Genomic DNA, 21,667 nt, shown 5'->3' on the forward strand with positions numbered 1-21,667 from the left:
GACACCTCCTTCTATGGGGATTTCCTCTCCCAGATGGAGATGGGCCCTGAAAAGCTCACCGGGCGCATCCTCAAGATTGCGCCGGAGCGCATCCACACCATCACGCCGGGGGTGGCGGTGCTCCATACGGTGGCAAAGACCTTCGGCTGCCGCACAGTGGTCACCAGTCCCTACGGTGTGCGGGAGGGATACCTTTACTATTTGCTCAAAGAAAGGGGCATACTGCATGGAAAGCAGTCGTGAAGCCGTGTATACCCAAAACCGGGAGCTGTCCTGGCTCCGGTTCAATGATTCTGTTCTCTCAGAGGCTATGGACGAGAGCGTTCCCCTGCTGGAACGGCTGAAGTTCATCAGTATCTTTACCAGCAACCTGGACGAGTTTTTCATGATCCGGGTGGGCAGCCTCCACGATCTGGAGACGCTGGGAAGCTCCTCTGTGGACAAAAAGTCCGGCATGACTGCCACGGAGCAGCTCCGGGCGATCTACGAGGCGGTGGGGCCGCTGTACGAGAAGCGGGAGCGGGTTTTCCGGGACGTGGAGCAGCAGCTGCGGCTTCACGGGGTCTATCAGCTCTCCGCCGGAGAACTGGGGACGGCGGAGCAGAAATATCTGCGGCACTACTTTGACGAAAACCTGGCACCGATCCTCTCCCCCCAGATCATCGATACCCATCACCCCTTCCCCCATCTGCAAAACAAGGTCATCCACGTGGGTGCCCGCCTGCGGCGCAAGGGAAAGGAAGTCCTGGCGCTGATTCCGGTGCCTGCGGCGGCGCCGGATGTGGTGTTCCTGCCCGGCAGTGATGTGCGCTGCATCCCCACGGAGCAGATCCTGCTCTCCCGGCTCTCCACCGTTTTTTCCACGTATACAGTGGAGGAAGCCACGGCATTCTGCGTTACCCGCAACGCCGACATCAACCCTGAGGACGAGGCTTTCGACTTTGACGACGACTTCCGGGGAAAGATGCGCAAGGTGCTGGGCAAGCGGCGGCGGCTGGACCCCGTGCGGCTGGAGTACAGCGGCGCCGTCAGCGAACCGTTCCTCACGGCGCTTTGCGAGCGGCTGTCCCTGCGCAGAGATCAGACCTACCGCACCGACATGCCCATGAAGCTGGGGTATGTCTTTTCCCTGGCGGACCGGCTGGCGGAAAACAAGCGGCGGACGCTGTTCTATCCCCCCTTCCATCCCCAGATGCCGTCCTGCGTACGGAGCGGGGAGACCATGACCCATCAGATCCGCCAGCACGACCTGCTGCTCTCCTACCCCTTTGAGAGCATGGACCCGTTTTTGCGGCTTTTGAAGGAGTCCGCCTCCGACCCGGCAGTGGTGTCCATCAAGATCACCATCTACCGTCTGGCGAAGCGGGCCAAGCTGGTGGATTACCTGTGCCAGGCGGCGGAAAACGGCAAGGACGTCACCGCGCTCATTGAGCTGCGGGCCCGATTCGATGAGCAGAACAATATCGACTGGTCCGAGCGGCTGGAGGACGCAGGGTGCACAGTGATCTACGGCTTTGAGGACTACAAGGTCCACTCCAAGATCTGCCTCATTACCCGGCGGGAGCGGGGGGAGATCCGCTTTTTGACCCAGGTGGGCACTGGAAACTACAATGAAAAGACCGCTGCCATGTATACGGACCTGTCCCTCATGACCGCCAGTCAGGACATCGGTGCCGATGCCAATGAGTTCTTTAAGAACATGGCCATCGGCAATCTGGAGGGACACTATCGTCATCTGCTGGTGGCGCCGGTATCCCTCAAGCAGCGGGTGATCGAGGAGATCGACCGGGAGATCACCAAGGGCCCGGAAGGACGCATCCTCATCAAGATCAACTCCCTGACGGACCTGGACCTCATTGAAAAGCTCAAGCAGGCCAGCTGCGCCGGCGTGCAGATCCGGATGATCGTCCGGGGCATCTGCTGCCTGCTGCCCGGCATTCCGGGGCGGACGGAGCACATTGAGATCATCAGCATCGTGGGCCGCTTCCTGGAGCACTCCCGGGTCTACTGCTTCGGCAGCGGAACAGAGGAACGGATGTACATCGCCTCGGCGGACTTTATGACCCGCAACACGGAGCGGCGGGTGGAGATCGCCTGCCCCATTACCGAGGCGCCCGTCCGGCAGAAAATCCACAAAATCCTGGATGCCTGCCTGCGGGATACCCTGAAGGCCCGGATCATGGGACCGGATGGCACCTATACCCGCCGGGTCCCGGAGCCCCGGTTTGACTGCCAGCAGTATCTGCTGGAGGAGGCGCTGCGGGAGGCGCCTGCCCAGGAGACAGAGGGGGAGACCACTCCCGCCGGAGGCGGTCTGCGGAGCCTGCTGGGCCGGCTGTTCCGGCGGAGCTGACACCGGTCCCACTTCAGGACGGAGCACGGATTTTCCGGGCTCCGTCCAACTTTTCAAAAGGCAGGGACGGATGGGAATTTTTCTATGGACAGCGGCTCTGTTCCGGGGTATCATAGCACATGACCCGGCGCGGCAGGCCTGCAGCATTTCTTGACGGGCCCCAGAGATCGCGCCGAAGAGTCTTTACAGCAAATGAACGCAGGATGTGCTAGGATAGAGCGTGTCCAGAGCGTTTGAAAGGAGCCTGATCCGGGCGATGAAACTGCAGTTTGGGGAAGAAACCCCTCCCCTCTGGAGAAGAGGACAAATCTCACCGGCGCGCGTCATCATTCTGGGCTTTTTGCTGCTGATTTTTGGGGGCACGCTGCTGCTGATGCTCCCCTGGTCCACCAGGACGCCGGGCGGCGCCAATTTTTTGGATGCGCTGTTCACCTCCACCTCCGCCACCTGCGTGACCGGACTGGTGGTTCACGATACCGTGGGATACTGGTCCGGATTCGGACAGGCGGTGATCTTGCTGCTGATCCAGATCGGCGGCATGGGCGTGGTGACGGTGGCCGTGGCCCTCTTCATCTTCTCCGGACGGCGGATCGGCCTCAAGGAGCGCTGGGTGATGCAGGAGTCCATCTCCGCGCCCCAGGTGGGCGGCATCATCCGCATGACGGGCTTTATCCTCCGCACGGCCCTGATCATTGAGGGCGTGGGGGCTTTGCTGCTGGCCCTGCGGTTCTGCCCGCAATTCGGCCTGTGGAAGGGCATTTGGTACGGGGTGTTCCATGGGGTGTCCGCCTTTTGCAACGCGGGCTTTGACCTGATGGGCAGTGAGGTCCCCTATTCCTCCCTGACCGCCTATGGAGCAGACCCGCTGGTGTGCGTGACGGTGGCACTTTTGATCATTGTGGGCGGCATCGGCTTTTCCACCTGGCAGGATATTGCCGGAAATGGATGCCGCCTGCGGCAGTACCGGCTGCAAAGCAAACTGATCCTGCTCACCACCTTCCTGCTGCTCCTTGCCGGGACGCTGTATTTTGCCTGCTACGAATTCCGTCTGCCCCAGTGGGCGGACATGGACCCGGGTGAGCGGGTGCTGGCGGCCTTCTTCCAGTCCGCCTCCCCCCGGACGGCGGGCTTCAATACCGTGGACCTGACGCAGATGAGCGAATTGGGCCGTCTGGTGACCATTCTGCTCATGCTTACCGGCGGTTCGCCGGGGTCCACCGCCGGCGGCTTCAAGACTACCACGCTGGCGGTGCTGCTTCTGAGCGCGTGGGCGGTGTTCCGGCGCCGTAGCAGCGCCGAGTGCTTTGGCCGGCGGCTTCCCGAAGCGGTGCTGCGCAATGCCAGTGCCATCTTCTGGCTCTACCTGACCCTCTTTTTCCTGGGCGGGGCACTGATCTGCTGCATCGACGGGGTTGCGTTGCTGGACGCACTGTTTGAATCGGCCTCCGCCATCGGTACGGTGGGGCTGTCCATCGTGGGCACTGCCAATCTGTCCGCGCCGTCCCGCCTGATTTTGATTTTTCTCATGTACTTTGGCCGGGTAGGCGGCCTGACCATGATCTACGCTGTGACAGCGGGCACGTTGAATCTGTCGTCTCAATATCCCCAGGAATCGGTGACCGTGGGATAAGAAAGGAAGCATTTCATGAAAAAGTCTGTATTGCTGATCGGCCTTGGCCGGTTTGGACGGCACATGGCCCAGAAACTGCAGGAACTGCACCATGAGGTGCTGGCCATCGACAAAGATGAACAGCGGGTCAACGACGCGCTGCCTTTTGTCACCAACGCCCAGATCGGAGACGGGACCAATGAGCAGTTTGTCCGGTCACTGGGCGTGCGGAACTTTGATCTTTGCGTGGTGGCCATCGGCGACGATTTCCAGAGTTCTCTGGAGACCACGGCCCTTCTGAAAGAGTGCGGTGCCCCCTTCGTGGTATCCCGGGCGGCCCGGGATGTCCACGCCAAGTTTTTGCTGCGCAACGGCGCCGACGATGTGATCTACCCCGAGCGGCAGATGGCCTCCTGGTCCGCTGTGCGCTACACTGCCGACCATGTCTTCGACTATGTGGAGCTGACACCGGAGTACTCCATTTTTGAGACCGGTGTGCCCCGGTCCTGGGTGGGAAAGACCGTGGTGGACCTGGCGGTGCGCCAGCGTTACCGGATCAACATCCTGGCCACCCGCAGCAACGACGTGCTGGAACCGCTGCCGGGGCCGACCCACTGCTTTTCCGAGAACGAGACCATTTTTGTTCTGGGGTCCAACAAGGATGTGCAGAAATTCCTTCAGATCACGTGAAAAAGTGCCGCCCTGCCGGTACAAAAACGGGAAAGGCCTCAGGCCTTTCCCGTTTTTACTATATGACAGCCGGGGCAGCGCACCCCGGCGGCAACAGCTCAGCAGCACGCACAGGCCCGGCGGATGTCGGTGGCGGTGATCTGCGGGGGGATGCTCATGGTCATGGCACCGCTGTACTCGATGCAGACACACTCCCCCACAGAAAAGCAGCAGGCCCGGGGCGTGTGTACCAGGACTTCCTGACAGGTGCAGGTGTCGCAGACCAGGAGATCGCAGCAGCAGACCCGCAGGATCTTTGCGGTCATCGTGGTGAGCGTCGGGGTTTCTTCCATGCTTGTTACCTCCAAATCAAATGGACTGTGCTCCATCCTATGCGGCCGGAAGCGGGAGGTGCCGCATCGGGAAACGGCTGCTGGTTATCTGCAGAAACGATAGCCGGTTGATGAAAGTTTCACACTAGCGGTATTTTGGAGTGGATGGTATAATAATAACCAGAGAATGGGCGAAGAACTCTTGCAAAACTGTGCAAATGGACAAAAAATAAGGGGTGCGTGTTTCGGGAAAAGAGGACAATAAGGAGGTACATCATGGAGACTCTGGAGAAAAAGGGAAAAGGTTCCGCATTGCTTCCGTTCCTGCTGTTCATCATTATCTACCTGGGCGCCGGCCTGTATTTTCAGGCCAAGGGGGTGGAAATGGCCTTCTACCAGTTCCCCTCTGTGACCGCCATGTTCATTGCGGTGCTGCTGGCCTTCTGTATGGGCAAGGGCAGCATTGACGAAAAGTTCGCAATCTTTGCTAAGGGCGCGGCCAATGAAAACGTCTTGACCATGCTCATGATCTTCATCCTGGCCGGCGCATTTTCCACCGTGGCCAGCGCCATGGGCGGCGTGGACTCCACGGTGAATCTGGGACTGAGCGTGATTCCCGTCCACTTCCTGGCGGCGGGCGTGTTTGTGATCTCGGCCTTTATGGGCACCGCCACCGGCACCTCCGTGGGTACCATCAGCGCCATCGTCCCCATCGCCGTGGGCGTGGCGGACAAGGGCGGACTGAGCCTGCCGCTGTGCGTGGGCGCCTGCGTGGGCGGCGCCATGTTCGGCGACAACCTGTCCATGATCTCCGATACCACCATTGCCGCCACCCGTACCCAGGGCTGCCAACTGCGGGACAAGTTCCGGGTGAACTTCTTCATTGCTTTGCCGGCGGCGCTGGTCACTATCGTGCTGCTGCTGATCCTGGGCCGGCCGGAGACCGTGGTCCCCATGGATGAGCTGACCTTCAATATCATCAAGGTGCTGCCCTATCTGGCGGTTTTGATCCTGGCCCTCATCGGATTGAACGTCTTTTTGGTGCTGGTCATCGGCATCTTCTCCGCCGGCATCATCGGCCTGGCACTGGGCGATCTGACGATCGCCACCTTTGCCCAGAGCATCTATGACGGCTTCACTGGCATGAACGAGGTGTTCTTCCTCTCCCTGTTCTGCGGCGGCATGTCGGAGATGATCGCTCACAACGGCGGCATCACCTGGCTCATCGAAAAGCTCAGCCGGATGATGAAGGGCAACAAGTCCGCCCAGGTGGGCATCTCGGCACTGGTGTCCCTGGCGGACTGTGCCACTGCCAACAACACGGTGGCCATCATCGTCAGCGGCAATGTGGCCCGGGATATGAGCCGGCAGTATAAGGTGGATCCCCGCCGGACCGCGTCGCTGCTGGACGTGTTCTCCTGCGTGTTCCAGGGTCTGATCCCTTGGGGTGCCCAGCTGCTGGCTGCAGCTAGTCTGACCACCGTGACCAGCGGCGTGACCATGAGCCCCGCAGAGTTTTTGCCCTACATGTGGTACTGCTGGATTCTGGCGGTGTTCGGCGTGTTGTCCATCTTTATCCCCTATGCCGATGGCATCTGCCGTAAGGACCCCTGGAATTGGGAGTATGACGTGTCGGAGTCCGGCGTGGCGGCGAAGAAGGCTGCCATGGACGCCGCAGAGAAAGCCTGATGAATATGGAAAAAGCGGACGCCGTGCCGGCGTCCGCTTTTTGCCTTGTAATAGTTACTCTGTAAATCCGAATTGCTGCAGTTCTTTGGTAAATGCAATGGAATCAGTGAGTGCCTGCTCCAGAAGGCGGATGAACCCCTCCGTCTGTGCCGAGAGCTTCCCGTTTTTGATGTGAATCCATCCCAGGTGGATGCAGGTCTTTCCCTCCAGAGGAATGGTGATGACAGAGGGATTGGATACCGGCTGAGACAAAAGGCCGCTGCCGGTGGTAAAGGCGTCGGTCCGGGCCAGGACATACATGGCGGTGGCGCGGTTGCTGACGCTGATGCACTTGGCCGGCTTTTTCAGAGAGACCATGGGGTATTCCTCAAAAAAATCCGAGGCCACACCCTGGTCGTGGTCAAAGGCCACGTAGGGATAGCCGTCCAGATCTTCCTCGGTCACGCTGGTCAGATGTGCCAGCGGGTGTCCTGTGCGTACGTAGATGCATGGGGAGACTGCGGCCAGCTCATGGAACGCAAGATCCCGGGAGTCCAGCAGGCGGCGGATGATCTTTTCCGTCAGGTCCGTCAGGCAGATGATCCCCACGTCCGAGCGGTGATCGTATACATCGTCGATCACGGCGTCCATGCCGGTCTCCCGAATAGAGAAGTGGTACCGGTTTTCCTCCGCCGCGTCCAGCAAGCGCAAAAACGCATCCACGCAGAAGGGATATCGCTGGCTGGAGACGGAAAAGCGCATGGGCGCATCATTCCGGGACTCACCATACAGACTCTCCACCCGATGCTTCTGCTCCAGGAGCGAGACCGCATAGCTGAGAAACTCCTTGCCCTCCTGGGTGAATTCCACGCCCCGGTTGCTGCGGGCGAAAATGCGGATGCCAAGCTCCTGTTCCAGTTCCCGCACAGCGGTGGAAATCCCGGATTGGGATAAAAAGAGCTTTTGGGCCGCTTTGTTGATCGAGCCGCACTTGGAGATTTCCACCACGTATTCCAGCTGCTGAAAGGTCATACACGAGGCTCCTTTCCGCGTTCCTTTTTCCGTTTGTTAGTGACATTATAGGGCAGGAAGCACGGCGCTGTCAAATGGCTATCGCAAAAACTGTGAGCGGATTGCGTAAAACGTATATTAACCACTTTCCGCAAAGCATGCTATCATAATAGGTAGAAATAGATGAATCATCTGTTGAGCTCCCTGGAAAACATGTGCAACATCACCATTTGTCCGTGCCTGCTCTGAAAAACCCCCCATTCTCTCTTCATGCATCGCACACCGTCCATCCCATCGCCTGAATCACAAAAAAATGATAGCAAAGATGTTTGCCCGCTGCTGTATACGCAGCCGGGCCCGATGAAGAAAGGAAGGCATTTCTATGAATACGGAGAAGAAGCTCGGTTTCGCCACACGTCAGATCCATGCCGGCAAGGTGGAAAACGCTGCCGGTTCCCTGTGTGCTCCCATTTATCAGACGTCCACATTTGCCTTCTCCACGGTGGAGCAGGGCGGCGCCCGGTTCGCCGGGAAAGAGGGCGGCTACATCTACACCCGGCTGGGGAATCCATCCCTGGCGGCGGTAGAGGCAAAGCTGGCATCCCTGGAGGGCGGCGAGGCCGCGATGGCTGCTGCGTCCGGTATGGGCGCCATCTCCTCCGCTCTTTGGAGCGCGGTGGTGGGCGGCGATGAGATCGTGGCGGATGAAACGCTGTATGGCTGCACCTACGCACTGCTCAACCACGGTATGAGCAAGTTCGGCGTGAAGGTGACGCTGACGGATCTGTCCAACATTGAAAATCTCAAGAAACATCTTACCGACAAGACCAAGGTGGTCTACTTCGAGACCCCCTGCAACCCCACGCTGAAGCTGCTGGACATTGAGCTGATCGCCAAGACGGCCCACGCCTTCAACCCCGAGATCCGGGTCATCGTGGACAACACCTTCTGCACGCCGTATCTGCAGCAGCCGCTGCGCTGGGGCGCCGACGTGGTGGTCCACAGCGCGACCAAGTACCTCAACGGCCATGGCGACGTGATCGCGGGCATGGTAGTCGGCAAAGAGGACTTCATCACCCAGTGCCGCATGTTCGGTCTGAAGGATATGACCGGCGCGGTTATGAGCCCCTTTGATGCGTTCCTGATCGCCCGGGGATTGAAGACGCTGGATATCCGGATGGAGCGTCACTGCGCCAATGCGCGGAAGGTTGCGGAGTTCTTCGCGGGCCACCCCGCCGTGGCGAAGGTGTACTATCCTGGTCTGGACTCCTTCCCGGGCCATGAGATCGCTGAAAAGCAGATGCGTCTGCCCGGCGGAATGATCTCCATCGAGCTCAAGGCCGACAAGGCCACTACCGCCGCTGCGCTGAACAAGCTGCAGCTTTGTACCATCGCTGTCTCCCTGGGCGACGCCGAGACGCTGGTGGAGCATCCTGCCACCATGACCCATTCCACTTACACCGCCGAGGAGCTGGCCGCTGCCGGTATCTCTGAGGGCCTGGTGCGGGTCAGCGTGGGCCTGGAGGACCCCGAGGACATCATCGACGATTTCCGTTCCGTGCTGGATGCACTGGTGTAAGGAGGCCGGAGAGGGTCCTATCGTAAAAGGCAACAGGCGCCGGGCCGCTTCCAATCGGAGCGGCCCGGCGATTTTTAAGCAGCAGGCGGTAAAGCTGCGGAATTTATCAGGAAAAGCCGGCAGAGACTTTTTCTCCAACCGCTGCAAAACGATTACGCTCCAAACACCTCTTGCTGCACAGCAGATGGTGTGTTTATATGAGAGACAAACCCTGCGGAAATCAGAAGACGTCTTAAAAAAGGGAAAAGCTGGAAAGAAAGCGGCGCTTGCGAGGATGAAAACCTGTCTGACTGCTTGCCTGAAAACCAATTGGATCGTAAAAAACGGCAAAATTTCACCTCTTTACCCTACAAAAGCGGTCGAATCTGGGCAGATTGACGAAATGTGCTGCGGAGTGGGCACATCCAAAAAAGTGTCCTAAAATTTTACGGGCGTGTGCTGAGTGCAACGAACTGTCCTTGATACAAAGACGTTTCGTCATAATTTAGTATTTCCGATAAAAACATTTGGAGGAATTGTGCATTGTGTTTGGCTCGAATTACGATATAATTTCTTTGTAAAGCAAAATAAACAAAAAACTCCAGCTGGTAAAACGTCCGTGTGTAAAAACTGACGAGAAAAGGAGAAATTGAAATGCTTACATTGGAAATGATCCAAGATGCACAAAAGGCACTGAAGGGGATCGCAAGAAAGACGCCCCTGGATGCTGCTCCGAAGATCGGCGAGAATATTTATATTAAGGCAGAGAACCTGCAGCTGACCGGCGCGTTTAAGCTGCGTGGTGCTTACAACAAGATCCGCTCCCTGACCAAGGAAGAGGCATCCCACGGCGTGATCGCCTGCTCCGCCGGCAACCATGCCCAGGGCATTGCCCTTTCCGCCACCAAGCTGGGCATCAAGTCCATCATCTGCATGCCCGCCGGCGCCCCCATCAGCAAGGTGGAGGCCACCAAGAACTACGGCGCGGAAGTGGTGCTGGTCCCCGGTGTTTACGATGACGCTGCCCGCGAGGCTGACCGCCTGGCCAAGGAACACGGCTACACCTTCGCCCATCCCTTCAACGATCCGTACGTCATGGCCGGCCAGGGCACCATCGGCCTGGAGATCCTTGAGCAGCTGCCCGAGGTGGATCAGGTGGTCTGCCCCATCGGCGGCGGCGGACTGATCAGCGGCATCGCGCTGGCCATCAAGAGCCTGAAGCCTTCCTGCAAGGTCATCGGCGTACAGGCTGCCACCGTGCCTTCCATGTATGAGTCCTGCAAGGCCGGCAAAATCGTGACCGTGCCCGACGGCGAGACGCTGGCCGACGGCATCCACGTGCTCACTCCCGGCAACATGACCTTTGAGATGTGCCAGAAGTACGTCGACGAGATCGTCACCGTCACCGAGGACGAGATCGCGGCCGCCATCCTGGCTCTGGTGGAAGGCCAGAAGACCGTCGCCGAGGGCGCTGGCGCCACGCCTGTGGCCGCCTGCATGTTCGGCAAGGTGGATACTTCCAATAAGAAGACTGTGTGTGTCGTCTCCGGCGGCAACGTGGATGTCACCACGCTCTCCCGCATCATCACCAAGGGCCTGACCAAGTCCGGTCGGATCGCTGAGATCACCACCAAGGTAGCGGATAAGCCCGGCAACCTGATCCAGGTGCTGCAGGTGGTGTCCGATTGCGGCGCCAACATCCTCAGCGTCAACCACGAGCGTGAGGCCAAGAACTCTGACGTGGGTGCCTGCCTGGTGACCATGGTTCTGGAGACCCGGAATGAGGAACACGTGGCTCAGATCGAGGACGCTCTGCGTGCCAAGGGTTATTCTTTGCAGGATTAATCATCCCGCAAAAATAAAATAAAAGGAGGGGGATCTCCGGTGTAGAGTCCGGAGGTCAAGAAACATGGAAAAGAAAAAGAAGAAGCTCGGCCTGCTCCCCAAGCTGCTCATCGCCATTGTTTTGGGCTTGGTCATCGGCACCATCTGCCAGAAGATCGGCAGTGCCGGCGAGCTGATCATTCAGATCGGCGCAACTTACAACAGTATTTTCGGTAACTTCCTGAACTTCTGCATTCCCCTGATCATCATCGGTTTCGTGGTTCCCGGCATCGCGGATCTGGGTACCGGCGCAGGCAAGACCCTGGCCGCTACCACCGGCGTTGCCTATCTCTCCACCATCATTGCCGGTTCTCTGGCGTTTGCCGTGGACATGGCCCTGTTCCCCAGCCTGGTGCATGCTGACATGTTCATGGCAGATGCCCAGAACGCGGAAGAGACCGCACTGACCGGCCTGTTCACCATTGAGATGCCCCCCATCATGGGCGTTATGGAAGCTCTGCTGATCTCCTTCATCCTTGGCCTGGGCCTGACCCTGATCAAGAATGATACGTTGAAGCTGGCCATTAAGGACTTCTCCGAGATCGTCACTAAGCTGGTCGGCGGCGTTGTGATTCCCCTGCTGCCCTTCCACGTCTATGGTATCTTTGCAAAGCTCACCTATGCCGGTACCATCGTTGAGCTGATGACCTCCTTCATCAAGGTCTTCGCCGTGATTCTGGTTCTGCACTGCGTCATCCTGCTCTTCCAGTACACCGTGGCCGGCACGACCGCCAAGAAGAATCCCTTCAGCCTGATCAAGAACATGATCCCGGCTTACACCACCGCTATCGGCACCCAGTCCTCCGCCGCCACCATCCCCGTGACCGTGGAGTGCACCAAGAAGAACGGTGTTGCCGATTCTATCGCGGAGTTTGTCTGCCCCCTGTGCGCGACCATTCACCTGTCCGGTTCCACCATCACCCTGACCAGCTGCTCCATCGCTGTCATGATGATGATGGGTCAGCCCGTCACCTTCGCCAAGATGTTCCCCTTCATCCTGATGCTGGGCATCACGATGGTGGCTGCCCCCGGCGTCCCCGGCGGTGCTGTTATGGCAGCTCTGGGTATCCTGCAGTCCATGCTGGGCTTTGATGAGACCATGCAGGGCCTGATGATCGCTCTGTACATCGCTCAGGACTCCTTCGGCACGGCTTGCAACGTCACCGGCGACGGTGCCATCGCTGTGTTCATGGATGCTCTGACCAACAAGAACAAGAAAAAGCAGCACGCATAAACATGCTCTCCCTGCTTGTCCGCGCCCTCGGAAACGGGGGCGCGGACAAGCGAAAATGTTTAAAGCAAAAACCTTGAACCAATAGGAGGATCAATTATGTTTCAGGTTACTTCCACCCCCAATGCTCCTGCCGCCATCGGTCCTTATTCTCAGGGCATTACCGCCAACGGCTTCCTGTTCGCTTCCGGCCAGGTGCCCCTGATGCCCGGCAGCGGCGAAGTGGTGGGAACCACCATTGAAGAGCAGGCTGACCGCGCCTGCAAGAACATCCAGGCGATTCTGGAGGCAAACGGCCTGACCTTCGAGGACGTGGTCAAGACCACCTGCTTCCTGGCAGATATGGGCGACTTCGGCGCCTTCAATGCCGTGTATGAGAAGTACTTTGTCAGCAAGCCCGCACGTTCCTGCGTGGCGGTGCGCGAGCTGCCCAAGAAGGTGCTCTGCGAGGTGGAGATCATCGCCGCCTTCCCGGAGAAATAATTTGTAAACAAGTGTGAAGAGGAAATAAAGGAGGATCAGTACATGAAAGACATCGTAGAGATCCGCTGGCACGGCCGTGGCGGCCAGGGCGCAAAGACTGCGTCGCTGCTGCTGGCGGACGCCGCCTTCAACACCGGCAAGTACGTCCAGGGCTTCCCGGAGTACGGCCCGGAGCGGATGGGCGCTCCCATTACTGCGTATAACCGCATCAGCTCCGAGCGGAGCACGGTGCATTCCAATATCTACTACCCCGACTATGTGGTGGTGGTGGACGAGACGCTGATCGGGCCCGTGGATGTGACCGCAGGTTTGAAGAAGGAAGGCGCCATTGTCATCAACTCCAGCAAGAGCCCGGCGGAGATCCGTCCCCTGCTCAAGGGCTATGAGGGCAAGGTGTGCACCATCGACGCCGGCAAGATCAGCGAGGAGGAGCTGGGCAAGAACTTCCCCAACACCCCCATGCTGGCAGCCATCGTGAAGGTGACCGGCGTGATCGGCGAAGAGGAGTTCATCAAGGATATGGAAGGCTCCTTTAAGCACAAGTTCGCCAGCAAGCCCCAGGTGATTGAAGGAAACATGCGCGCGCTCAAGCGCTCTTTGGAGGAGGTGCAGGTAGGATGAGCCATCTGGCAAAGGATATGACCCCCGACGTGACCTGGAAGGAGATCACCCCGGGCTGCAACATTTATGAGGGCGGAACTTCCGCCACCGTGGAGACCGGCGACTGGCGTACCATGAAGCCCGTCATCGACTGGGACAAGTGCAAGCAGTGCCTGCTGTGCGCCCCCGTGTGCCCGGATATGTCCATTCCCGTGGGCGCCGACGGCAAGCGCGGCGATTTTGACTACTTCTTCTGCAAGGGCTGCGGCATCTGCGCGAACGCCTGCCCCTTCGGGGCCATCACCATGGTCAAGAACACGAAATAAGGAGGGGAAGGAACATGGGTATCAGAGAAAGACTTTCCGGCAACGAGGCCGTTGCCTATGCAATGAAGCAGATCAACCCCGATGTGATGGGCGCATACCCCATTACGCCGTCCACGGAGATCCCCCAGTACTTCTCCGCGTATGTGGATAACGGGGAAGTGGACACCGAGTTCATCGCCGTTGAGAGCGAGCACTCCGCCATGTCCACCTGCATCGGTGCCGAGGCTGCCGGCTGCCGCGCCATCAGCGCGACTTCTTCCTGCGGTCTTTGCTACATGACCGAGATGCTGTACGTGGCCGCTTCCGACCGTCTGCCCATCACGCTGGCGGTTTCCTGCCGTGCCCTGTCCGGCCCCATCAACATCAACAACGACCACTCCGACGCCATGGGCGTGCGGGATGCCGGCTGGCTGATGCTGTTCGCCGAGACCAATCAGGAGGCCTATGATAACTACCTGCAGGCCATGCGGATCGCCGAGGCGGTGAGCCTGCCCATCATGATCTGCCAGGACGGCTTTATCACCTCCCACGCCATCGAGAACATCGAGCTGGTGGAGAATGACAAGGTCAAGGCGTTCGTGGGCGAGTACCATCCCAAGCACTTCCTGCTCAACAAGGACGAGCCCATGGCAGTGGGTGCCTACGCCACCCCCGTGTACTACATGGAGGCCAAGCGTCAGCAGGCCCAGGCCATGATGGATGCCAAGGACGTCATCCGCAAGGTCGGCGCCGAGTTCGGCGAGATGACCGGCCGTACCTATGGCCTGATCGAGAAGTTCATGATGGACGACGCTGAAGAGGCTATCGTCATCATCGGCTCCTCCGCCGGCACCGCCAAGGAAGCCATCCGCGAGCTGCGCGCTCAGGGCAAGAAGGTGGGCCTCATCAAGATCCGCTCCTTCCGTCCCTTCCCGTCGGAGGACATCTGCGAGGCGCTGAAGAATGTGAAAGCCTTCGCCGTCATGGACAAGGACGACAGCTTCAACGCCCACTGCGGCCCCATGTTCGCAGAGGTGAGCGCCTCCTTGTATGCCGCCGGCATCAGCGCCCCCAAGGGCATCAACTACATCTACGGCCTGGGCGGCCGCGACGTGCGTGTGGAGAGCATCCAGCACGTGTTCGCGGAGCTGGAGAAGATCGCGGCGACCGGCGAGACCGGTGAGACGTACCGCTATCTGGACGTCCGGGAATAAGGAGGGAGAAGCATCATGAGCTACAATCTGAAAGAAAATGTCATGAAAGAGGACCGTCTGTCCGGCGGTCACAGAATGTGCGCTGGCTGCGGCTCCCCCATTGCGGTGCGGACGGTGCTGCGCGCCCTGAATCCTGAGGATCACGCGGTTGTGTGCTCCGCCACCAGCTGCCTGGAGGTCTCCACCTTCATGTATCCTTACACGGCGTGGAAGGACAGCTTCATCCACAACGCCTTCGAGAACGCGGGTGCCACCATCTCCGGCGTGGAGACGGCCTACCGTGCCATGAAGAAGCGGGGCAAGATCGACGAGACCTGGAAGTTCATCGCCTTCGGCGGCGACGGCGGTACCTATGATATCGGCTTCCAGTCCCTGTCCGGCGCCATGGAGCGCGGCCACGACATGGTGTATGTGTGCTACGATAACGAAGCTTACATGAACACCGGCATCCAGCGTTCTTCCTCTACGCCCCACTTCGCCGACACCACCACCACCCCCGTGGGCAAGGCGATTCCCGGCAAGCCCCAGCAGAAGAAGAACCTGACCAAGATCATGGTGGCTCACGGCATCCCCTATGTTGCCCAGACCACTTTCATCGGCAACTTCAAGGACATCTCCGAGAAGGCCCACAAGGCCATCTACACCCCCGGTGCAGCCTTCCTGAATGTGATGGCTCCCTGCCCCCGCGGCTGGCGCTATCCCTCCGAGAAGATGATGGAAGTCACCAAGATGGCCGTTGAGACCTGCGTGTGGCCTCTGTACGAAGTCGTGGAGGGCAAGTACATCCTCAGCTACAAGCCGAAGGAGAAGAAGCCCGTTGAGGAGTATCTGAAGATGCAGGGCCGCTTTGCCCACATGTTCAAGCCCGGCAACGAGTGGATGATCGAAGAGACCCAGAAGGAAGTGGACCGCAACTGGGAAGAGCTCCTCAAGCTCTGCGATATGTAAAAAGCCGCCCCCTTCCGGGACCTGACGAAAGAAAACATTCCCCTGTGACCTACGGTCACAGGGGAATGTTCTTATATGTAGGGTCAGACATGGGAAGTGGGAGCGCGCTTTTGCCGCAAGACGCCCCGCAGCCACAGAAGGTCCTCCGGACCGATCACCCGCAGCAGTGTCCAGAGAAAGAGAAGCATCAAAAGATAGCAGCTTCCGGACAAGGCCAGCCCTACAACACTGCCGCTTTGCGGCAGACAGAATTGCACCAGTGCAGCCGCCCCGGCACAGAAAATGGCCCGCACAGCAGGAGCGGGTTGGACTCGGATGCCGGAGACGAGAATCAGACGGCGGAAACTGAGCAGGAAATTCACCAGATGCGTGACGGCGAAGCTGAGGAAGTAGCCGCTCAGTCCCCATCGGGGCAGCAGGAACCACAAGATGGCCACATCCAGAAAAGAAGTCAGAAGGTTGTATCGGGCATTGGCATCCTGATGCCCAAGTCCTTTGCAGATGGCATCGGTGACGATATCCACATATAAAAGCGGAATGAGTGGGGCATACAGCTGCAGATAAGTCCCGGCGTCGGGTTCTTGATAGAGCAGATTTCCCAGCGGCCGGGCCAGGGAAAACAGCACGCCCCCGGCGGCCAACCCGTAGAGGAGGGCTGTCCGCAGGCTGCGCCGGGCCAGGTACTGCACCCGGGGCTGGCGGTGCCCGGCGGCGCACCGGGAAAACTCTGGGATCAGGAGCGAGGAGAGAGAAAACAGAATGGCGGCAGGCAGCATCAGCACCGGAAAAACCATGCCGTGTATGATGCCGTAGTCCGCCATGGCATTGACGGTTCCGGCAAAAAGAACCAGCCGTTTGGGAATCAGCAGGTTTTCCACGGTGTTGAGGCCCGAGCGGAGATTATCCGCAAGTCCCAGAGGCAGCGCGATCCGGAAAATCCGGCGATAAGGGGGGCGTGGTGCGGAGCAGGAAGGTGTACAGGGCCGGCCGGTGTGCTGGAGAAGCAGGAGCGCGCAGAACCCTGCCGTACAGGCCGCACCGTTCCCCAGTGCCACCGCGGCACAGGCGCGGCCGCTGTCCATCCCGGAGTCCCGGAACAGAAGAAAAACCGTGACGGCCATAGAGCACCCCTGCTCCAGGAATTCCACAAAAATCAACTCCCGGATGCGCCCAACGGAAGTGCAGTAGGCATCCAGCACACTGCCAAGGCATCGCAGCGGCAAAAACAGCGCGCAGATGCGCAGGGCGGCAATGACCGCCGGGCTGCCGATCCAGTGCTGTGCCAGCGCAGGGGCGAAGTGCCACAGCGCTGCAGCAGAGAGTGTGCCCAGTACCAGTGCATAGCGAAAGCAGCCCCGCAGTACGGCACGGGCGTCCTGGGGGCGGCCCCGGCCCAACGACTCGGCGGTAAGATAAACCGCACAGGTGCGGATTCCGGCAGAACCCAGCGTAAAGGCCAGCTCTTTCACGGAGAATGTCAGCTGCAAAAGGCCCATTCCCGCAGCTCCGATCCGGCCGGATAAAAAAACCTGAAAACTCATCAGTACCAGCCGCAGCAATAGGCTGGACCCCGTTAAAAGAACGGTGCCGTAAAAGATGGAGCTTCCCGTCTGCAACGCCCTCACCCCCTCTCTACTATATGGACGGGGCCCGGTAAGATTCCCGGAAGAGAGAAAAAGAGAGGGGCAAACTTTTTCGCCCGTATCAGCGTCTGTATCAAGAAGGCCGCCTGCCCGACAGCCGATACCGGATGGAAAGGGTGCGATAAGATGCGAAACATGGGATTGCTGCTGGTGGTGGGGCTGTTGTGTCTGTCGCTGACGGCCTGCGGTCAAAGCGGGGGTACGGCTGACCATGGGGCGGAGTCTGATCTGCCGGAGACAAACGAGACAGCGGAATCGCCGGACGGAGGGGAGGACTCTGCGGAGCTGTCGGAACAGGATACGGAAACACCTTCCTGCGAGGATAATTTTTCTGTGGACACGGCAGAGATCACGGCCTTTGCCCAAAAAATTCAGTCTGTGACAGCGGAGCAGGACCTGACGGGGCTGGCGGAATTTGATTGTCTATCCCGTGTATGTGGGCTTTCCGGAGGGCCTCTCCCCCAGCATGGCGGGCTTTTCCCTGTCCGCAAGCGGAAAACCCAACATCGTTTTCGGTGTGGCAGAGGGAAAACTGGCGGTGCTGGCCATCAATTATTGAAGAATTTGAAGAAAAAGTGCGCTCCGCCAATGGCGGAGCGCACTTTGATCGTTTGGCATTTTTCCACGGGCAGCGCCGCCGCTGTGGAAAAAGCCGGCACTTGTCGGGCTTTCAAGCGGCTGTTCAAAGCGATGCCGATGGCAGTTCTCGAAAAACGGCCGCCAGTTTTGAACAGCGCGTGGAAAACTTTTGGCACGATCAGAACTTCAGGCGGAACCGTATGTCGCCGGTGTGGATTTCATCACCACTGCGGAGAATTCGGGGCGCATCCACCGGCGTATCATTGACAAAGGTGCCGTTTTGAGATTCCAAATCCTCGATGCGGACGGCACCCTCAGAGAAGAAGATCCGCGCGTGACGGCGGGAGAGAGAGGGGCAGTCAAAGCAGATGGCACAGGCAGAATCCCGGCCGACGATCAACTCGTCTGTCAGGTCAAAGGCGGAAGTGGGACTGGTGAGCACGCCTTCCAGGACTTCCAGCCGCAGATAGATGCCGGTGCTGTCTGCCTGTGCAGCAGGCGCCGCTTCCTTCTTCGGGACGGAGGTCCCCTTCTGATGAAGCAGGGCCGCAGCGGCCACGGCCGCCGCGATCACCGCGACACCGATCACCGCCACTACAGTGGGGGAGAGCCGAAAAGGCTCGGACGCTGCTTCTTCCGGGGCTGCTTCCGCCTCCGATACCGGGGTTCCCGCCCCTTCGGCAGGCGGAAGAGCCTCACCGGAAGGGGGCTTAGTGGTGTCCACAGCAGAATTGCCGGAGGCTGGGAGTTCTACCTCCGAGGTCCCCCGGCACACCAGCTGCGCCCCGGAACCGAAGGTGACGGTGACCGGCTGTGTGCCGCCCTCGGAGGAATAGGCACCCAGCTGAAATCCGGTGACCAGCAGGTCCCCAGTGTAGGATGCCAGCCGATCCGCTGCCTCCAGAGCGGTCAGGTCCGTTCCCACCTCTAGGTGGATTCCCTGGGAGGCATCCACCAGGCCGGCCAGTCGGGAGAGGGCGTCGGTATCATTGCCAAAGCCCACAGAGTGGAGCAGAACGTCAGACTCCTCCAGGCGGGCGGAGAGGGTCTCCAGAGGGATACCGCCCTGGGGGTCGTACTGCACGGCGTCGGATAAAACGATCACGCTGCGCAGTTCGTTGCCGGACCGGGGCAGGGCCGCAAAATAGTCCAGTGCCTGGCCGAGGCTGGTGTTGAGCCGGGTCTGGGTTGCGGTATAGGTGACGGCATGGATCGCCTCGGCCAGTTCCGCCCCGGAGAGATCCTCAGAGAGCACAGTGAAATCCCTGCCAAAAGTGGCCAGAAGAAAACGGGTGTTTTCCCCACTGGCCTTGGCCAGTTCCCGGGCAAAGGCGATAACATCCTCCTGGAAATCCGGCATGGAGTTGGAGCAGTCCACCAGCAGCATCTCCACCACGGGAGAACCTGCCTGCCGGACGGTCTTGAGGGTGTCGGAGGCGGGAAAGACCTGACCGTCCAGAGATGCCTCTGCCTTGGTAATGGGCTCTGTGACGCCGGAGAGGGAGACATAAGTGTAAAGTGTGTTGTCGTAGACGAAGGTGCGCACCAGCTCTGCGTTTCCCGCTGCCAGAACCGGGACGCACAGGCACACCACCGCCGCGGCCGCAAGGAAAAACCGTAAAAACCGTTTCATTGTCATTCCTCCACAAAAACGGTGATCAGGGAGTAGTTGTCATTCCCCGGCGGTGTGCGCCGGATGTGGCGCAGCAGCATCAGCTGCGCCCAGTGCTCCGGGGACTGGGCCTTGGCAAGGTCCAGCAGCATCTCCTCATTATACACAAATTCCCAAAATCCATCGGAGCAGAGCAAAAAGGCATCTCCCGCCTGAACAGATTCGGCCTCCGCCTCCGGCTGACAGGACGGCTTGCCCAGCGTCCGCAGAAGGCTGGAACGGTCGTCGTCGTGATAGACATCCATATAGGAGATCTCCCCGCCCAGAAACTTTTTATAGGTGACGGAGTGGTCCCGGGTGACGGAGGACAGCGTTCCGCCGGAGAAATGATAGATCCGGGAGTCGCCGATGTGGGCACGGAGGGCCTGAGAGCCGTCCAGCACCAAAGCGGCGGCGGTGGTTTTCATGTCCCCCTGCCCCTCCAGGGCCTGCTGGGAGAGAATCTGCGCATTGGCGGCACGGAACAGGTCCGTCAGGCTGTCACAGTCCAGGGTTTCCGCCTGGAGACAGCCGTCCAGCAGCGTGTCTGCGGCCAGCGCTGAGGCCACCTCTCCGCTCTGGTGGCCGCCAAGGCCGTCCGACACCACAAAGACCCCCCGGTCCCCCTCCGCCCGGCAGCGGACGCTGTCCTCGTTGTGGGTGCGCCCGCCCCGGTTGGTATAGGAAAAAGCAGAGATCTTCATGGCTCACTCCAAATCGAGATACAGCGTGTTGTCCGGCTCTCCCAGATAAATGGAGCTCTTGGGCGGCAGCTTCACCGGGGATTCCGGCGCGATCCGCTGCCCGCCGGCCAGGAAGGTGCCGTAAGTGGACCCGAGGTCCGTCACCACAAAGACCTGTGACTGTTCGTCAAAGTAGATCTGGCAGTGATGGGCGCTGACGCCGGGAGTGTTCTCCCGGAACACCAGACGGCAGGTGGCGCTGTCCCGGCCCACCTGGACGGGCTGGTGATGCAGCTGCACCGTCATGCCGCCGTGCTGGGTGGACATGGAGCGGATGATGGGACTGGGACCGGACTGGGCCGGGGCGGCCGGCGTTTGGGGCTGAGAGGGCTGTCCGGCCTTTTTCCGCTTTTTGGAGGCGGCGACCGCAATCACAATCACCACCACAACGACCACTGCACCACCGGCGATGCCATAGAGCGGCAGACTGCTGCCGGACGTGCTGTCCGCCAGGGTATAGGAAATGTTGTTCCGGTCCAGCAGCGGCAGGATCTCACTGACGGAGACGGCATAGAAGAGGTTTTGATCCAGGTCGGACCCGGCGGTGTTGATGCCGATGACCGTGCCGTCCCCATCCGTCAGGGGGCCGCCGGAGTTGCCGCCGCTGAGGGCGGCATCGGTCTGGATCAGCTTGCGTCCGGTGCCGCTCTCCGTCAGAAAGCGGCTGATGCTGCCGGTGGTGACGGTGGCGTCGCTCTTGCTGGCGGAAGTGACGGACTGGACTGTCAGGTCTGCTGCCAGAGGATATCCCACTGCGTAGACCTCATCTCCCAGCGCGGACTCCGGCGCCTCCCGCATGGAAAGGGAAACCCGCTGGTCCGTGGGCTCCGCCAGCTTCAAAAGAGCCACATCCTTTTCATAGTCGTAGTCCACCAAGTAGGCCTCTTCCTGGGTGTCTTCATCGAAGAACACGGAGAGCTCTCCGCCGCCTAAGGCCTTGCCGGCCAGGATAAACTCCTCCACCACATGGCAGTTGGTGACGATGTACTGGGGGTCCTCCCCCTGCTGCCCCACAAAGAAGCCGGTGCCCCGCCAGTAGGACATCTCGCCGGTGCTGTCCGGTGCGCCGGAAGAGATCAGTACAATGCCGTCCAGTACGCCCTGGTCAAACGCGGCGGAGGCCGGAACGGCTCCCACCAGGAACGCCGCCAGCAGTGCTGCGGCCAATACGCGGAATTTTTTCATC

General features: G+C 59.7%; 20 protein-coding genes and 1 pseudogene. 14 read left to right on the plus strand and 7 right to left on the minus strand.

Features of this window, described 5'->3' with window-relative positions:
* The 4 genes and pseudogenes from QZL67_RS01790 to QZL67_RS01805 all read left to right on the plus strand — a co-directional run.
* Nucleotides 1-243 (plus strand): annotated as a pseudogene (locus QZL67_RS01790) (hypothetical protein); the annotation flags it as partial.
* Nucleotides 227-2,353, plus strand: coding sequence for a polyphosphate kinase 1 (gene ppk1, locus QZL67_RS01795; RefSeq protein ID WP_022289069.1), 2,127 nt, complete (start codon nt 227-229; stop codon nt 2,351-2,353). The pseudogene QZL67_RS01790 and the gene ppk1, both read left to right, overlap by 17 nt.
* Before the next feature lie 256 nt (nt 2,354-2,609).
* A complete protein-coding gene (locus QZL67_RS01800) occupies nt 2,610-3,983 on the plus strand; it encodes a TrkH family potassium uptake protein (RefSeq protein WP_022289070.1) in 1,374 nt (457 codons plus the stop codon).
* 15 nt (nt 3,984-3,998) lie between these two features.
* Complete coding sequence (locus QZL67_RS01805) at nt 3,999-4,652, plus strand: TrkA family potassium uptake protein (RefSeq protein WP_022289071.1); 654 nt, start codon at nt 3,999-4,001, stop codon at nt 4,650-4,652.
* Nucleotides 4,653-4,750: 98 nt separating this feature from the next.
* On the opposite strand, the gene QZL67_RS01810 is transcribed toward QZL67_RS01805, so the two are convergent.
* Nucleotides 4,751-4,984, minus strand: coding sequence for a hypothetical protein (locus QZL67_RS01810; protein ID WP_022289072.1), 234 nt, complete (start codon nt 4,982-4,984; stop codon nt 4,751-4,753).
* A 255-nt stretch (nt 4,985-5,239) separates the two neighbouring features.
* Here QZL67_RS01810 and QZL67_RS01815 point away from each other — a divergent pair, with 255 nt between their 5' ends.
* The gene (locus tag QZL67_RS01815; RefSeq protein WP_022289073.1) at nt 5,240-6,652 is read left to right on the plus strand and encodes a Na+/H+ antiporter NhaC family protein; all 1,413 of its coding nucleotides are present in this window, start codon (nt 5,240-5,242) and stop codon (nt 6,650-6,652) included.
* Between the two features lie 54 nt (nt 6,653-6,706).
* On the opposite strand, the gene QZL67_RS01820 is transcribed toward QZL67_RS01815, so the two are convergent.
* Nucleotides 6,707-7,663: a LysR family transcriptional regulator gene (locus tag QZL67_RS01820; protein WP_022289074.1), complete on the minus strand. Its 957-nt coding sequence runs from the start codon at nt 7,661-7,663 to the stop codon at nt 6,707-6,709.
* 361 nt (nt 7,664-8,024) lie between these two features.
* Here QZL67_RS01820 and megL point away from each other — a divergent pair, with 361 nt between their 5' ends.
* The 8 genes from megL (at nt 8,025) to QZL67_RS01860 (ending at nt 15,865) form a co-directional block, all read left to right on the plus strand.
* Nucleotides 8,025-9,221: a methionine gamma-lyase gene (gene megL / locus QZL67_RS01825; protein ID WP_022289075.1), complete on the plus strand. Its 1,197-nt coding sequence runs from the start codon at nt 8,025-8,027 to the stop codon at nt 9,219-9,221.
* A 633-nt stretch (nt 9,222-9,854) separates the two neighbouring features.
* Complete coding sequence (gene ilvA, locus QZL67_RS01830) at nt 9,855-11,045, plus strand: threonine ammonia-lyase (protein ID WP_022289076.1); 1,191 nt, start codon at nt 9,855-9,857, stop codon at nt 11,043-11,045.
* Nucleotides 11,046-11,109: 64 nt separating this feature from the next.
* Nucleotides 11,110-12,318 carry a dicarboxylate/amino acid:cation symporter gene (locus tag QZL67_RS01835; RefSeq protein WP_022289077.1) on the plus strand — a complete coding sequence of 403 codons (1,209 nt, stop codon included), beginning with the start codon at nt 11,110-11,112 and terminating at the stop codon, nt 12,316-12,318.
* A 96-nt stretch (nt 12,319-12,414) separates the two neighbouring features.
* A complete protein-coding gene (locus QZL67_RS01840) occupies nt 12,415-12,798 on the plus strand; it encodes a RidA family protein (protein ID WP_022289078.1) in 384 nt (127 codons plus the stop codon).
* Nucleotides 12,799-12,840: 42 nt separating this feature from the next.
* Complete coding sequence (locus tag QZL67_RS01845; protein ID WP_022289079.1) at nt 12,841-13,419, plus strand: 2-oxoacid:acceptor oxidoreductase family protein; 579 nt, start codon at nt 12,841-12,843, stop codon at nt 13,417-13,419.
* Nucleotides 13,416-13,724, plus strand: coding sequence for a 4Fe-4S binding protein (locus QZL67_RS01850; protein ID WP_022289080.1), 309 nt, complete (start codon nt 13,416-13,418; stop codon nt 13,722-13,724). The genes QZL67_RS01845 and QZL67_RS01850 overlap by 4 nt, the downstream gene beginning before the upstream one ends.
* A 14-nt stretch (nt 13,725-13,738) precedes the next feature.
* A complete protein-coding gene (gene porA, locus QZL67_RS01855; protein WP_022289081.1) occupies nt 13,739-14,917 on the plus strand; it encodes a pyruvate synthase subunit PorA in 1,179 nt (392 codons plus the stop codon).
* Nucleotides 14,918-14,932: 15 nt separating this feature from the next.
* Nucleotides 14,933-15,865 carry a thiamine pyrophosphate-dependent enzyme gene (locus QZL67_RS01860; protein ID WP_022289082.1) on the plus strand — a complete coding sequence of 311 codons (933 nt, stop codon included), beginning with the start codon at nt 14,933-14,935 and terminating at the stop codon, nt 15,863-15,865.
* Between the two features lie 83 nt (nt 15,866-15,948).
* On the opposite strand, the gene QZL67_RS01865 is transcribed toward QZL67_RS01860, so the two are convergent.
* A complete protein-coding gene (locus QZL67_RS01865) occupies nt 15,949-17,721 on the minus strand; it encodes an MATE family efflux transporter (protein WP_292919657.1) in 1,773 nt (590 codons plus the stop codon).
* 202 nt (nt 17,722-17,923) lie between these two features.
* Between QZL67_RS01865 and QZL67_RS01870 the strand changes: the two genes are divergently transcribed.
* Nucleotides 17,924-18,067, plus strand: a complete 144-nt coding sequence (locus QZL67_RS01870) for a hypothetical protein (RefSeq protein ID WP_292919659.1) — start codon at nt 17,924-17,926, stop codon at nt 18,065-18,067.
* Here QZL67_RS01870 and QZL67_RS01875 read toward each other — a convergent pair.
* From QZL67_RS01875 to QZL67_RS01890, 4 genes are read right to left on the minus strand one after another with little or no spacing between them, the layout of a single operon-like run.
* Nucleotides 18,057-18,263, minus strand: a complete 207-nt coding sequence (locus QZL67_RS01875) for a hypothetical protein (RefSeq protein WP_292919661.1) — start codon at nt 18,261-18,263, stop codon at nt 18,057-18,059. The two genes, QZL67_RS01870 and QZL67_RS01875, sit on opposite strands and share 11 nt — an antisense overlap.
* Before the next feature lie 2 nt (nt 18,264-18,265).
* Entirely contained in the window at nt 18,266-19,720 is a 1,455-nt protein-coding gene (locus tag QZL67_RS01880; RefSeq protein WP_022289085.1) for an FHA domain-containing protein, read from the minus strand.
* A 2-nt stretch (nt 19,721-19,722) separates the two neighbouring features.
* Nucleotides 19,723-20,442, minus strand: a complete 720-nt coding sequence (locus QZL67_RS01885; RefSeq protein WP_022289086.1) for a PP2C family serine/threonine-protein phosphatase — start codon at nt 20,440-20,442, stop codon at nt 19,723-19,725.
* Nucleotides 20,443-20,445: 3 nt separating this feature from the next.
* Nucleotides 20,446-21,666, minus strand: coding sequence for a trypsin-like peptidase domain-containing protein (locus QZL67_RS01890; RefSeq protein WP_022289087.1), 1,221 nt, complete (start codon nt 21,664-21,666; stop codon nt 20,446-20,448).
* Nucleotide 21,667: the final 1 nt, after the last annotated feature.

This window comes from Oscillibacter sp. CAG:155 (assembly GCA_000436875.1).
In the GTDB taxonomy this organism is placed as follows: Bacteria; Bacillota; Clostridia; order Oscillospirales; family Oscillospiraceae; genus Oscillibacter.